Below are 15,327 nucleotides of genomic sequence, written 5' to 3'. Positions count from 1 at the left end.
TGATGTAAACCAATATATTATGTTTTATAATTACGAAAGAATACATTCTAAATTTCTAAAACCACCAATTTCACAAATAAAAATTTAAAACTGTCTATCCAAAAGTGGTCCAGTATTTAGGGCTAACTAACCACCAAATAAATATTGAAGATTTTGAATTATATTTTAGTCATAAATCTAAAAGGAGTATAAAACAATGGGTGAATTAGAAAAAATACTATTTATTATAAATCGTTGGGGATATTTAAATTTAGAACAAATTGCTTTGTTATTAAATAAAAATATCAAAACTATTCAACTACAAAAAGAACAATTAATAAAATTAAAAATGCTTAATGTAGATACATTACCAAAGAAAAATTATTTTACTTTAACAAGTAAAGCACAAAGCCATTTAGGAAGAGAACACAAAAAAAGCATTCAAGTCAATTATTATGAACTAGTTCACCAAAATTTACTTATTAAATGACTTTGTCAACAAACTGACATACTTTCTTATAAAACTGAACGTGAACTAAAAATAGAAAATGGAAATCTTAATGCTTACCCTGATTTAATTATTACTAAAAATAATAATAATGAAATTTATGTAGAACTTGAATTAACTAGAAAATCACCAGAACGCTTTAAAACAAAATTAATTAATAGTCGACAATGACTTGTTGATGGTGGTAAAATTCACTGAATTACCAATTCACAAACACTTGCCAATTGAATCGAAAATCAAATCAACACCATTGAAGCATATCCTAAACAACACAGTTATGAAATTTTAAAAAAAATTTAATTATATACATTTATATATTTAAAAATATATAAATGTATATATAAAAATATTAAAATATATAATAATACATTAATTAATTTTAAAATATGTTAATATATTTTTATATATTTATACCATAGAAGGGAATAACAATCTTATGAAAATTATTACTATTGTGGCAAGAAAAGGTGGAGTTGGTAAAACTACATTTGCATATTTAGAATCAACATATTTGGTTCAAAAATTAAATAAAAGAGTTTTATTAATAGATGGAGACCCCCAAGCTTCCTTAGGTGACTGTTTTTTTGACGTTGACCAAGAAAATTTACTAGGAGATTTATTTAGTGGAATTAAAAATATAAATGAATTAATAAAAAATACAAGCATAAAAAACTTAGATATTATTACTTCAAATATTTTATTAGATGATTTTAATCAAATATTAGTTTATAAACCAGCAAGAGAAAAAATACTATTTAATCAATTAAAATCTCATTATAGCTACTTACAAAATAATTACGATTATATTTTGATTGACACAAATCCAAGTTTAAGTTTAATTAATCAAAATTTAATGGCTATTGCTAATGACATAATCATTATTTCTGATAGGTCAAAATTCTCTTTAAAAGGAATAATGACTTTGGGAAATGCATGAAAATCAATATGTGAATCATTAGAATTACCTTTTAATATGAATACTATTTTATTAAATAAAATTGGAAATCAAGTTACTTCAAGAGATTTTATTGAAATAGTAAATAATGCTTTCCCAAAACAAGTATTAAAAAATCATATTAAAGAATATACAATTATTGAAAAAGCTGTTATTTCTAAAAAAACTATAATAAATTTAAAAAGATTAGAAAAATTAGGTAATCCAATTCAAAAAATCAATGAAGAATTAATAAAAAAAGGAGTGATTTAATAATGGGTAAAAATTTATTTGAAAAAACATTAAATGTAGACCGCACCGAAATAAATTTTAATAAGATAAAAGAAAATAAATTAAATCAAACATTAAATATTAATAATCCTTTTATACAAGAAAGTAAATCTCATATAAATCATTATGATGTTATTATTGAAAATTCTGAAAATCAGAAAGTTAAAAATGTTAACATTACTTTATACGAAAATGATATATTAAAGATGAAATTTATAACACAAATGACAGGTGCTAAACTATCAAGTTTTGTTAGAAAATGTATTAATGAAGAATATCAAAAAAATATTAACAACAAAAAATAAATTGTAATGTCAAAATAAAAATATTATTTATAGTTCACTAACTAATATATTTATTGTACAATTATCTAGTTACTGGTGTGGCTTCCAAGGTGGCATCAGTAACGATTTTTTATTTTAATTTTATTTTAATTGTCAATATCGAGTGAAAATTTCCCAAAGAGTGAGATTAAATAAAAATTTATAAATGAAAACTAGCAATTTTCAAAACTCAAATAATAAATATTCTTTAAAAATAAACTTTTATTAATAAAAAAAGGTTATAATAAAAAAATGAATATTTTTATTTTACATCGAGACTTTCGTATACATGATAACAAAGGTTTAATTGCTTTATCAAAAGAAGAAAAAGAAATTTATTTAATTTTTATCCTAACAAATGAACAAATTAAAAATAATAAATTTTTTAATTTAAAGTCATTTCAAGCAATGATTTTTTGTTTAAAACAATTAAATAAAATAATTCATATTAATGTTTTAAAAGCAGAAAACGAATTAAACGCAATCAGAAATTTAGTTAATCAAGGAATAATTATTAATAAAATTTACACTAATAAAGATTTTAGCCCTTATGCTCTAGAAAGAAGTCAACAATTAAAAAATTTAGCAAAAGAAATTGGTTTTATTTATCGTGAATTTCATGATTATATGCTTTTTGATCCGCATGAAATAAAAAAAGATGATGGTAGTTTTTATCAAATTTTTACTCCTTATTGAAATGCAATTAAAAAAAATAAATTTAATATTACAATATCAAAAACTCCAAAATTTCGAGCTATGAAACTACCAAATTGTGAAGATATTAAAAACTTAAAAGATAATGATTTTAATTTACCATTAACAAGAGAAAAAGTAGAAATTATTGTTACTCGTTTATCAAAAGATTATCAAAATCAACGTGATAAAATTGATTTAATTAAAAACAGTACTTCTCATATTAGTACAGCCATTAAATATGGAATAGTTTCTATTCGTGAAGTTCATTTTTGAGCAATTCAAAGATTTGGTTATTTTGATAATAGTTTTTCTAGACAATTGATATGAAGAGATTTTTTCTATCAAGCAACTTATAATGCTATGATAGAAAAAAAATGAAAATTTGGAACAAATTGAATTAATAACATGAATGATATTATTTGAGATAATAATATACAAAATTTTAAAAAATGATGCAAAGGAGAAACTGGTATTCCTTTAATTGATGCTGGGATGAATGAATTAAATAATTATGGTACTATGCATAACCGTGTACGTATGATTTGTGGTTCTTATTTAGTAAAAAATTTAAATATTGATTGAGGATGAGGAGAAAAATATTTTGCTCAAAAATTAATTGATTATGATCCAATTGTTAATCAATGTTCATGACAATGAGTAGCAGGAACAGGATTTGATGCTCAACAATATATTAGGATTTTTAATCCTTATTTACAACAAATTAAATATGATCCTAATTTTGTTTATATTAATCATTTTTTATCAAGAACAAAAAATATAGAAGAAATTGTTGATTTTAAAAAATCAGTTCAAGAAGCTAAAAAAAGATACCAAAATTTAAAAAGTAATATTCAAATTTATAATATTAAAAATAATAAATCACAAAAAATGTAAATATAATAATTACTTCAAAACTGCACAATTGTGCAGTTTATTTAGCAATTTTGTTTTTTCTTTTATAATTTTAATAAAAATATTTAACATAAATAAGTGTTAAAATATAAAATAAAAGTGTTATAATTAAATTGTTCTTATTTTTTATAGAAAAAATAATTTTAAAAAAAAATGAATATAAAATTTAAATAAACATAAATTCAAAAATTCCAAATAACCGCTAAAACTTTAGTTCCAAATTTTTATTTGTGAACTTTTTTTTAAAATATTTTGTATAATCAATTTATAAAAATTTAATATAAGTTTTTAACTCATTGTTTTCTTGTTAAAAAGCAAATGAGTTTTTATTATTGAAATATTATTGAAAGAAGATGAAGTTATGCCAATTGAAAAAAAAGAAATTATTTTTAATGATTATATTAATAATTTTATTAATATAAATGAATTAAAGAAAAAAATTAATGAAGAATTAAAAACATTAGAAAAAAAATTTAAAAAACAAAAAGAAATAAAAGAAAATATTACTAAAATCTTATTCAATTTAAAAAATAATGCTGTTGAAATTAAAGAAAATCTTAGATCACTTAATGTTATATATAATAAAATAGAAAATTTTTATAAAAACCCCATTGAAAAAATTGAATGTGAAAATAAAAATTTAATTTTTAGAAACAGATGATATATAAATAAAAATATAAAAGAAATAAATGAAATAATATCAAAAAATAATCGATATATTACATTTTTAAATTCAAAAAAAATTAGTAAATGAAAAAATAATTTACTTATAATTTTTACATTTGGTTTTTATAATAAAAATAAAAATTTAATAAAAAAAATTGAAAAATACAAGAATAAAAAAATAGAATTTGAAAATATTTTATTAAATTTAAAAAATAAAAAAAATAATAATCAAAATATCATTAAAAATAATGTAACAACATTAAAAATTGTAAAACAAGAATTTGATTTAGTAACAAAATCGTTAAATAGTTGTGTATTTTATTTTACTGAAATTCAAAAAAATCAAATACAAAATGTTTCAAATCCAATAGATATGATTAAAAATATAAATTCATTTCAAGAACAAATTTCAGCTGGTAAATATAAAATACCAAGAATGGTAAAATAATAAGGCTATTGGGGTGGTTAGCCCTAAATACTGGACCACTTTTGGATAGACAGTTTTAAATTTTTATTTGTGAAATTGGTGGTTTTAGAAATTTAGAATGTATTCTTTCGTAATTATAAAACATAATATATTGGTTTACATCATTTATAGCTTCATTGAGAGAAAAATATTGATTTGAACCTTTAGGTAGTCATTCTTGAGATAAATGAGAAAATCAGTTTTCAGATATTACATTGCCACCAATATCATAAGGTTGTTTTTTGCTTAAAATTATTTGCTTATCAGCAGCTCAATTTGTGATGTCTTGACAATAAAATTCGTTGGCGTTATCTGAGTGTAAAATAACGTTTTTTACTTGGTTTCAAGAGAATTGTTGATTTATTTTTTCAAGTGCAGGAAGGATTAAATCTTGATAGGATTTGTTTGAACATGTATTATAGCTTACAATATTATTTGAATAAAAATCAATAATTACAAAAAGATATAATCAACCTTCTTTAGTATTTATTTGTTTAGTGTCCATTGATCAAATTTGATTTGAAGAGGTTGTACTTTTATAATCTTTGTTTACTTTATCCATTGTAGGTATTCACTTATTTGGATTTTTTTTGTTTTTAGGATAGTTATTTTTAGTTTGTTTTAATCCTTGAAGATTGTGATCTTTCATAATTTTTCGCATTTGTTTTGTTGATAATTCTAGATTTAAAATAATATGTTTGTATTGTTTTAATCATTCTTTAAATGCTGAAAAAATTCGTAAATAGCCATAAATTTGTCCTTTTCTTGTAAAATGAAATTCAAGTAAAAGTTGGCATAATTCTTGATATTTATGTGTACAATTACTAATTTGATTTTTTTCTTTTTTAATAGGGTTTTGTTTGTTTTTTACAAAATAATATGTTGATCGGTTTAGTTGAAGATGTTGGCAAAGATATCTAATTGAATATTGGTTTTTGCTATCATCAATAATTTGAATTTTTTGTTTGATATTTAACTTGTTAATTACTAATGCTATTTGTTTAATTTTATCCATTATTAAAAATCCTTTCATGTCAAAATTAGTGTTAATTGTATAACACAATTGTTTTTCGAATACATTCAAGTTTTTTTTAAATTAATGGTCTAGTAAAAAGGGCTAAGTAGCTTTTTATCATTTCTTCATAAACTAAAAATAAATATAAAGTTGCTAAAACAATACCACGCTTATTATCTTTACATAATCCTTTATGTTTAATTAAGATATTTTCATTTGAATTATTTTTTATAATTTCTATAATTTGGTAAAATTCATGATTATCTTTTATTTCAACATTAGTAATTGGATAATGTGTATTTTGATTTCTATTTTCTAATAAAAAATTTTCATAAAAATTAACTTTATCTATTTTTAAATAAAAAAAGTTTTTGAAAAATGTATTTCTAAAATTATATTTTTTAACTTCATTTAAAAATTTAATATCATCTAAATCAAATTCACGTCAAAAATGTTTTTGATTAATTTTTATTGCTTGTTCTTTATTTTTTTTGTTTGATTTATTATAATAGGTATTAAATTTATTTTATTTAAACAATTAATTAGTGAATTAAATATATTTTGAAAATGAATATATTCATAATCTAAAAAATTATATATTTGATTAAACTCAAATTTATTTTGCATATTTATTAATCTTGTAAAAAAAAACTGATAACTCCATTGATAAATAAAATTGATAATTATTTTTATTATTTAAACCAATTTTTATATTACTTAATAAAATATCTCTAAATTCATTTCAAAGATAATAATTATCAATTTTGTTAATAGAATATTTACCTCAAAAAGACCGCAATATTTTCTCATCTATAATTTTATTGCTTTTAATTTTTAAATTTATTTTCTCGTTTATTTGATTTTTAATATCTGTAATTAAAAAATCTTCTTCACTGATTTTTTCTTTTTCTAATGCTTGTTTTAAAAATGAAGCCATTTTTTCAATTTTTTTCATAATAATTGTCTCCTTTTTTGGTATATGCCTTTATTTGGCTCATATTTGCTGTTTTTAGCGATGTTTTGATTTTTAATATAAAACTATTCATAATGTCTTAGTTATGAGACTTTTTTTATGTATTTCCAACAATTTCCACTTCATCATCAATTTTTAAGATTATAAAATTTTTGGTAAATCAATTCTGAAAAATTTATCTAATTTCTCTCATGCAATATTACGTTGATTTTCAGGTGTTTCAATTCATTGTGCAAATCCCTCTGCAAATAGTTCATTAATTGATGTTCTTCCATAATTACTTCTTACAATAGCATAAGATAATAATTTTTGATAAATTGGGGCATTTATTTTGGTACCATTTGCTAATGATGAAATCATATATTTTTCTGGACTGTTTAATTGCTGACTAGATTTATTTAGTGGAATTTGTAATGATTTACAAAAATAAGTATCTAATTGGAAAGTATCTTGATTATCAACAAAATAATTAATATTTTGTCTTCCTTTTAAATCTAATGATAAAAAATTACTTAAAGCATGACCATATTCATGAACTAATGAATGAACAATATTTTTACTTGATCAAAAACCAAAAATGTAATTTTTAATTGCAGTTTCATTAGAAAAAACTACATTACTAAGACTTATCATTTGAGTGCAATTTAAATAATAACCATAATTAGGTTCAAATTTTCAAAATTTTAAATCTTTGGTTTGTGCTGCTATGTAATTTTTATCTAATAATTGGTCATAATCAATTTTGTAAACTAATTTTAATACATTATTTTTTCCATATAATTTTGAAAAGATATTATAAAATTTAAGAATTTCATTTTTAATTTCATTTTTATATTTTGTTAAAATATTTATTTTTTGAAATAAATCTTCAAAATTTATATTTACTTTTTTAGTTGTATTAAGATAAGTATCATTTATTTGTGTTTGTAAATCATTAAAATCATTAAAACTATCTTTATTGTTTTCCAAATCATCAAAATCATTAATTGACTTTTCATTTGCTTTATATTTAATTTTTTCTTCTAAATTATTAATAAATTTTCATTTTTTATTACTTTTATTAAATCAGTTTTCTGAACTTGTTAAATATCAATTTTTCACATTACTAGTATCTATTCCAAAAAAATTTAAACGATCACTTATTATTTTTCTGGTTCTTTTATTTATGTCAGGAACAATGTAATCACCAGAAATATCTTGTTCAGTTTCATCAGATCAATCATAGTCATTGTTAGTACATCCTCATTTACAAGCAGAAACATTGATTATTGTTGCACTAACTAAAATATAATTTAAAAAAAATCTAATTTTTTTCTTCATAACAATTTCTCCTTAATTTTGTTTCCTTTAAATTAGTTATAACGGTTTCTTTTCTTTTTGTTTGGTTCTTTATTTTTGTTTATCTTTACCGCTATAAAGAAAAGAAAAATAAAGAATATATTATTAACAAGCATTAAGCCGAAACCCCAAACTCCCAACGATTTTGACAGCACGGGGTTTCGAGTGATTGGCGTGCCAAAATGCTTGTTAATAATATATTAATTCGCATTTTTTGATAAGTATTAAAACTTATCAAAAACTTAATTACATTATATAATATTTTTAACAAAAAAAATAAATTTTTATTTTTTTTTTTTTTTGAATTGTATTGTTAAATATATTGTGAATTGTATTGTTAAATATATTGTGAATTGTATTGTTAGGAAAATTGAAAAATAAAAATAAAAATAAAAACATCATGAAAAATGTTTTTATTTAAAACTATGTTATTATTTAGTTGGAGACACTTTTGCTTTCCTATGCGGTGTGTCTTTAAATATTGTAGTTGGTATTTTTAACTGAAAATTGGTTCATCCAATTCTTCAGTTATTTTTTTATGTCGAGCTGTCGTTGTTGATAATTAGTAGATTGATTTGAATTTGATATGTTATTACTATTTTTTAAATTGTTTTCAGATACTTTGCTATCTTTATTTTTTTGTAAAGATAATAAGTAGTTTTTGAATTGTTCTTTTTCTTTTGTTACTTGTTTTCTGTGTCATTCCATGCTTTCTTGTGCGTTTTTAAATTGCATTAAAAATGGATTTGATTGTTGCATGTTTTTAAATCGTTGATTTTCAACAGTTAAAAAATGTAAACCTTTTAGGTTATATTTTTTAATTAAATCGTTGCCACTGATTTTTTCTTTTCAATTTTTTTGTGCGTCATAGCAGTTGTAAATATAATTTGGTTTAATTCCGATTAAGTAGTTTTTTTTATTTTTGTCTAAAAAACAAAATTTTTTAGGTATTGAAATGTATTTTTCAAAAATCCTAATTTGATAACTATCATCAGTAAATTTTTTATTTATATTATTTTTAGGTATAAAAAAATTAGAAATATCTTTTGCAGTATTTAATTGATTAAATGTTTTTACTTGGTTATTATTTTGTTGTACTTGCATAATTATATGCTCCTGTCTATAAAATAAATAATAATAATTTTTATAATTTTTTAAATATAAATAAAAAAGTGAATAAGAAGTAATTATTTTACTAAACCTATTCACACAAATTTCTGATGTGATATAATTATACAAACACCTTTTATTGTGTTTACATAATTATTAACCCTTTATAAATGTGGTCTAACATTTATTTAGGTACATAGGTTTAGTAGAGGGAAACTACTAAATCTTTTTTTATTGTTATCATTATATCATAAATAATGTATGTTTATTATTTAGGTAATTATTCATTATTTATGATTTTAACTTTTTTAATAAACGTTTCTCCGCTTGGAAGAGTGGTTTTAAAATAGCATTCTCCAATTTTAAGGGTTTTAAGGTTGTTTGGGTGAAGGTGGTTAGCCCTAAATACTGGACCACTTTTGGATAGACAGTTTTAAATTTTTATTTGTGAAATTGGTGGTTTTAGAAATTTAGAATGTATTCTTTCGTAATTATAAAACATAATATATTGGTTTACATCATTTATAGCTTCATTGAGAGAAAAATATTGATTTGAACCTTTAGGTAGTCATTCTTGAGATAAATGAGAAAATCAGTTTTCAGATATTACATTGCCACCAATATCATAAGGTTGTTTTTTGCTTAAAATTATTTGCTTATCAGCAGCTCAATTTGTGATGTCTTGACAATAAAATTCGTTGGCGTTATCTGAGTGTAAAATAACGTTTTTTACTTGGTTTCAAGAGAATTGTTGATTTATTTTTTCAAGTGCAGGAAGAATTAAATCTTGATAGGATTTGTTTGAACATGTATTATAGCTTACAATATTATTTGAATAAAAATCAATAATTACAAAAAGATATAATCAACCTTCTTTAGTATTTATTTGTTTAGTGTCCATTGATCAAATTTGATTTGAAGAGGTTGTACTTTTATAATCTTTGTTTACTTTATCCATTGTAGGTATTCACTTATTTGGATTTTTTTTGTTTTTAGGATAGTTATTTTTAGTTTGTTTTAATCCTTGAAGATTGTGATCTTTCATAATTTTTCGCATTTGTTTTGTTGATAATTCTAGATTTAAAATAATATGTTTGTATTGTTTTAATCATTCTTTAAATGCTGAAAAAATTCGTAAATAGCCATAAATTTGTCCTTTTCTTGTAAAATGAAATTCAAGTAAAAGTTGGCATAATTCTTGATATTTATGTGTACAATTACTAATTTGATTTTTTTCTTTTTTAATAGGGTTTTGTTTGTTTTTTACAAAATAATATGTTGATCGGTTTAGTTGAAGATGTTGGCAAAGATATCTAATTGAATATTGGTTTTTGCTATCATCAATAATTTGAATTTTTTGTTTGATATTTAACTTGTTAATTACTAATGCTATTTGTTTAATTTTATCCATTATTAAAAATCCTTTCATGTCAAAATTAGTGTTAATTGTATAACACAATTGTTTTTCGAATACATTCAAGTTTTTTTTAAATTAATCGTCTAGTAAAAAGGGCTAAGTAGCAAGTAGCAAGTAGCGTTCCTAATAATAAACCTTGCTTATCATTTAAAGGTGCTGCCACAAATGGATAGCTACTTGCCAATGAAATAACTGGCATTTCTTGTCACCATTCATTAGTATTTTTGATATCATTACTTCAAATAAAGTTATAGGTTTTTAATTGCTGAAATTTTAATTCATCTGGAACAAAACCTTTTTTTGTCATTTCAGCAATTAAAATTGTTCTAATATTATCTAATTCTTTTTTTGTATCAGAAAAACAAGTAAAAATGATTGAAACCATTTTTAATGTTTCTCCTCCATTTTGAACCATAGTCATTAATTCAGTAAAGTGTTCTAGATATGATTGATATTTAATTTCTTCGCTTGTTTTACTTGTAGTTTGTATTTCAGTTCGATTAATGGTACTATCAAGTAATTTTAAAGCTTCTTGTTCTGAGATATGATGAACTTTAATATTTACATTTACATTATTTAAATTTGCAAGAAAACCTAGTCAAGTATCTGGCACCAACAAAGGATATTGAGATATGGTTAAATAAGAAAAATATTTGTTATCAATTGTTACATAGTTAGAAAATTGTTTTAATTTTTGTGGTTTATCAACAATATTATTGGTTGGAATAATATTTCGTTGAATTAATAAACTTGTTTCTTCGAAGTTTGCTTTAATGAATTTAATATTATTATCAAATTTATTAATAACATAGCGAACTTTTTGATTGATTGAAGAAACATTATTCCCATTTATTATTAAAAAATAAGTTGTTTTTAATTTTTGATTATTATATTGTAAATTTAAAAATCAATTTTTTCAATTTTCTAATTGTTCTTTTTTATTTTTAATTTTCTCGTTTTTTAAAATCCTATCAATATTTTGAATTTGCTCGTTAAATTCATAGGGAATTTGAATTTTACAAATTTCATAATCAATATCTATTGTTTTTAAAATACTAGCTAATTTATAAATAGGAACGTCACGTTCTTGCTGATTAGCTAGTGATATATCACTAGCTTCAATACGATATACATTATCAATTTTGAAAACAAAATTGATAATGTTGTCTTCAATTTTTGTGATTTTACTAATTTTTAAAACATCATTATTATGTTTTTTAATAAAAATATATTTGAATGCTGTTCATAAAACACTATATAATTTGGTTCCATTTTTGGTTGGAAACATTAAAAATAAACTTATTAATCATATGAAAATAATAAAAACAACACTAGCAATTAATTGATATTTAAATAAAAAAGAAAAAAATATTGCGGTAATAAAAAAATCAATGAATATAATTGCAATTTCCACTTTTCCAATTCCACCAAGAGCATTTGAAATACTAAAACGAATTTTGCTGGCCCTTTTAGTTATAATTCGTGCTTTGTTATCATCCATAATTATTTTTCTCCTTTAATGCTTCATTCTTTTTGATATAAGTTAATTAAAATATATCCTTTTCAAACTTCTTTTTTAAAATGTATCTTTTTTTGATTATCATATGCTCATATGTTGTATTCATCAGTACTTTTAATACCAACACCAAGAGATATATCATTACGTGAACCATGAATACATTTTTTACTAATTCATACAGATAAGCCTTTGTTAAATGGAATTGAAAACAAAATTGCTTTATCAGTTTCTTTTTTTAGTTTACGATTTATAAAAATATTTACAGTTATTCAATCATTACATTTAATTTCCATATTTTAAATTTCCTTGTAGTGTTTATAGCACTTTTATTTGTCATTAAATCAGTGATTGATTTTTGCGCTTGCTTTGGTATGACCTTTGGCGTAATCACTAGTTACAGCAGTTTTAAATTGTGATTTAGCAATATTTTTTAAACCATAGTCTTTGGCACTTTGATGAATTGCATGAGCAACACCAGCTCCATGAGCTGCTTTTTTACTTAGACTATAACTTGCTTTTACACCACTTACAGTTAATGCACCACCAGTCATAAAAGCATTTGTTGCTACTTTTAAAACCATAATATTACCAATTCCATCACTTAATGATGTATTGCCACCCATAATAGAAGATAATAATTGTGGTGATTTAACAACTACAATACCAAAAGCAAAAATACCTAATAAAGTAAAAATTGGTCTTGTAGTTGCGTCAGGAATTGCATTTCCGATTTCTGCAAAGACTGTAATACTTCATAAAAATAAACTATATGCTAAAAAAATCATATTAAAACTAATAAAACGAGCGACAGTTAATTCTTTTCAGTTTTTAAATCTTCGTCCTTCATCTTGAATTGCTGATACTACTACAATTGGTGATAAAACATAAAGAATTAATAGTTCAGCAGTACGTCAAAATAAAAATAAACTAATTAATAAAAATATGTATATCATAAATCCTTCTGAAAACAAGCATAGTAAATAGTTAAAATGACTATTGTCAGTAAATGTTCAACTGGCTGGTACATAATCAAAATTGTGCATTCCATTATCAAATGAAGAATTAAAAATAAATAAACCAATATTTTGCATATTTACGTTACTGGCTTGTATGATTGCTTGGGTTAGTAAATTAACAATAATATTCAATGTATAAAAAATAACTGGAATTGCTGGAATTGCTATAAACAATAAAAGCATGTTACGTAATGTTATCTTTAATTTACTGTGTTTTTCATCAGCTAACATTACCTCAATCATTCGTCCAGCTAATAGTAAAACTAATATTATTCCAGCAATAGATAACATTACAATTAATAGGGTTGGAAAACCATTGGGGTTATTGTTTTCAAAAAGTAAACGGTTTGCTAAATTACCACCAGACATAAAATAAATTATGTCTTGAAATTTATTTAAAACTCAAAGTAATGGTTTAATAAAAATTATATATAAAATTGCAAATACAGCTTTCATAATTGCCCCTAATAATCAACCCGGTTCATCTCCACCACTATCATTAAGTGTTAATTGATTATAATGAACAAATATTCCAAAACCTACTTCACTGTGCGCATTGATAAAATTGTTTATTGTATCTGGTGAAATAATTGCTATAATGGCTGCAATAATTATAATCATAATAACCATTATTAACATTAAGGGCAAGAATGCTATAATAAGAAACATAGCCATTTTTTTAATGACGTTGTTAACAATGGCTATGATATTATTTATTGATGTTGGTTTTATTTTTGCTGATTTACCAACAGTAAAAGGGTTTTTTAGCCCTTTTTTCTTTTGTAACATTTATATCCCCTTTTTAAGAAATACCTAAAATGACATCTTTTAATCCTAAAACTAGTGAACTTGCTAAAATTACAATTCCCAAACAAACACCAACCGATATAATTCGTGCAATAGTTTCTTTACGTTGGTCAGCGTTTTTTGCAAATTTACCACCAATGGCATAATAAGCTACCATAATAATGCCAATTACTACCGCTAAACTAATTAAAATTGGCATTCCAATTGTAATAATTTTGTTTCCTACATCTATCTTGTAAATTACTATTTGTTGCTAATATCATCATATATATTGTCTCCTTTTCTTTCTTTATTATTTTTTTTTATTTTTTGCATTACTGATTCCTTTACAAAAAGCAAATATATACCCTAATAGAAACATTATTTTTCTTAATAATCATAGTATTGGTTTGAAAAAAATAAATAAAAGAATAATAATTGCAAAAAAATATTGTTCAATTCATTTTATTTTTTTCCTTTCCTTTTTGTTTCTTCTTCGGCTTCATCAGCTTTCATTTGGGCAATGTCTTTTTCAGTTTGACGTTGGAAAGCTTCAGATTTTTTCTTACGCATTGGTTCTAAAATAAATGGTGTAATAACAAATTTTTTTAATAATCAACAAAGAAGTAGTAATCCTAATAAACTACCAATAACAATAGCAATAATAGCTAATACAGTTAATCCTTTTTTGTTATTGTTTGGTGGGTTATTATTTTGAATTTGTAATATAAAACTATTTGATTTTTCTGAACCATATTTAATAACAATTTCAACTTTCTCATTTGGTTGAAATTGCATGCCTTTAATTTCAAATGAAACTTTGTTTAAATCATAATTACTTGTATCAAATTTATCAATTGTGATAGTCTTTGGGATTTGTTGTTTTAATTGTTCAACAATTTCTTCTTTTGAAATTATTTGTTTTGAAGAAACATTACCTTTGGTTTTAAATCAATCAGCAAGAGCATTAGCTAGTTGATTATCATTTGCTTGTTTAATTCATGATTTGCTTTCTTCAAACAATTTATTTAGTTGACGAACAGAATATCCATGAATGTTATCGTGTCCATTTGCTTTTGCTCACTTTTCAAATTGTTTACCATTATCTGTATCAAAATAATGTGCAATTTCTTGTTTTGGAGCAATTTGTAAATAAATATTGTTATGATTTCCTAAATTATCTTGCAATTCAATAACATATTTTCCTTTGTTGCTACTTGCTACTTGCTACTTAGCCCTTTTTACTAGACGATTAATTTAAAAAAAACTTGAATGTATTCGAAAAACAATTGTGTTATACAATTAACACTAATTTTGACATGAAAGGATTTTTAATAATGGATAAAATTAAACAAATAGCATTAGTAATTAACAAGTT

Annotated in this window: 16 protein-coding genes; 5 read left to right on the top strand and 11 right to left on the bottom strand. The window is 22.3% G+C overall.

The features are described from left to right. Positions 1-196 precede the first annotated feature (196 nt). The 5 genes from SPIRDC1_RS09910 to SPIRDC1_RS09890 all read left to right on the top strand — a co-directional run bounded on the left by SPIRDC1_RS09910 (position 197) and on the right by SPIRDC1_RS09890 (position 4,757). Entirely contained in the window at positions 197-787 is a 591-nt protein-coding gene (locus SPIRDC1_RS09910) for a hypothetical protein (RefSeq protein ID WP_174480589.1), read from the top strand. A gap of 136 nt (positions 788-923) precedes the next feature. Beyond that, positions 924-1,694, top strand: coding sequence for a ParA family protein (locus SPIRDC1_RS09905; RefSeq protein ID WP_174480590.1), 771 nt, complete (start codon positions 924-926; stop codon positions 1,692-1,694). A 2-nt stretch (positions 1,695-1,696) separates the two neighbouring features. Continuing rightward, positions 1,697-2,017, top strand: a complete 321-nt coding sequence (locus tag SPIRDC1_RS09900) for a hypothetical protein (protein WP_174480591.1) — start codon at positions 1,697-1,699, stop codon at positions 2,015-2,017. 270 nt (positions 2,018-2,287) lie between these two features. Next, a complete protein-coding gene (locus tag SPIRDC1_RS09895; RefSeq protein ID WP_174480592.1) occupies positions 2,288-3,625 on the top strand; it encodes an FAD-binding domain-containing protein in 1,338 nt (445 codons plus the stop codon). 379 nt (positions 3,626-4,004) lie between these two features. Continuing rightward, positions 4,005-4,757: a hypothetical protein gene (locus SPIRDC1_RS09890; protein ID WP_174480593.1), complete on the top strand. Its 753-nt coding sequence runs from the start codon at positions 4,005-4,007 to the stop codon at positions 4,755-4,757. Between the two features lie 55 nt (positions 4,758-4,812). On the opposite strand, the gene SPIRDC1_RS09885 is transcribed toward SPIRDC1_RS09890, so the two are convergent. From SPIRDC1_RS09885 to SPIRDC1_RS09840, 11 genes are all read right to left on the bottom strand, one after another. Then, entirely contained in the window at positions 4,813-5,808 is a 996-nt protein-coding gene (locus SPIRDC1_RS09885) for an IS3 family transposase (protein WP_174479968.1), read from the bottom strand. A 598-nt stretch (positions 5,809-6,406) separates the two neighbouring features. Beyond that, on the bottom strand, positions 6,407-6,745 hold the full coding sequence (locus SPIRDC1_RS09880; RefSeq protein WP_174481654.1) for a hypothetical protein: 339 nt from the start codon (positions 6,743-6,745) through the stop codon (positions 6,407-6,409). 159 nt (positions 6,746-6,904) lie between these two features. After that, complete coding sequence (locus tag SPIRDC1_RS09875) at positions 6,905-8,083, bottom strand: hypothetical protein (RefSeq protein ID WP_174481653.1); 1,179 nt, start codon at positions 8,081-8,083, stop codon at positions 6,905-6,907. A gap of 546 nt (positions 8,084-8,629) precedes the next feature. Next, positions 8,630-9,205 carry a hypothetical protein gene (locus SPIRDC1_RS09870; RefSeq protein ID WP_174481652.1) on the bottom strand — a complete coding sequence of 192 codons (576 nt, stop codon included), beginning with the start codon at positions 9,203-9,205 and terminating at the stop codon, positions 8,630-8,632. Positions 9,206-9,502: 297 nt separating this feature from the next. After that, positions 9,503-9,628 (bottom strand): hypothetical protein, encoded by a 126-nt coding sequence (locus SPIRDC1_RS10410; protein WP_255496441.1) that lies wholly within the window; start codon positions 9,626-9,628, stop codon positions 9,503-9,505. 16 nt (positions 9,629-9,644) lie between these two features. Continuing rightward, a complete protein-coding gene (locus tag SPIRDC1_RS09865) occupies positions 9,645-10,640 on the bottom strand; it encodes an IS3 family transposase (RefSeq protein WP_174479968.1) in 996 nt (331 codons plus the stop codon). Between the two features lie 58 nt (positions 10,641-10,698). Continuing rightward, the gene (locus tag SPIRDC1_RS09860) at positions 10,699-12,129 is read right to left on the bottom strand and encodes a putative type IV secretion/conjugal transfer ATPase (RefSeq protein WP_174481651.1); all 1,431 of its coding nucleotides are present in this window, start codon (positions 12,127-12,129) and stop codon (positions 10,699-10,701) included. 2 nt (positions 12,130-12,131) lie between these two features. Next, entirely contained in the window at positions 12,132-12,440 is a 309-nt protein-coding gene (locus tag SPIRDC1_RS09855; protein WP_174481650.1) for a hypothetical protein, read from the bottom strand. Between the two features lie 33 nt (positions 12,441-12,473). After that, positions 12,474-13,952 carry an Mbov_0396 family ICE element transmembrane protein gene (locus SPIRDC1_RS09850; protein WP_174481649.1) on the bottom strand — a complete coding sequence of 493 codons (1,479 nt, stop codon included), beginning with the start codon at positions 13,950-13,952 and terminating at the stop codon, positions 12,474-12,476. Between the two features lie 13 nt (positions 13,953-13,965). After that, on the bottom strand, positions 13,966-14,202 hold the full coding sequence (locus SPIRDC1_RS10115; protein WP_368668571.1) for an Mbov_0395 family pilin-like conjugal transfer protein: 237 nt from the start codon (positions 14,200-14,202) through the stop codon (positions 13,966-13,968). Positions 14,203-14,414: 212 nt separating this feature from the next. Continuing rightward, positions 14,415-15,137 carry a hypothetical protein gene (locus tag SPIRDC1_RS09840; RefSeq protein ID WP_174481648.1) on the bottom strand — a complete coding sequence of 241 codons (723 nt, stop codon included), beginning with the start codon at positions 15,135-15,137 and terminating at the stop codon, positions 14,415-14,417. Positions 15,138-15,327: the final 190 nt, after the last annotated feature.

It is taken from the genome of Spiroplasma endosymbiont of Danaus chrysippus (genome assembly GCF_902809815.1).
GTDB lineage: Bacteria > Bacillota_I > Bacilli_A > Mycoplasmatales > VBWQ01 > Spiroplasma_E.
Note: the sequence above shows the minus strand (reverse complement) of the source record. Positions and strands in the feature narration are given on the sequence as shown.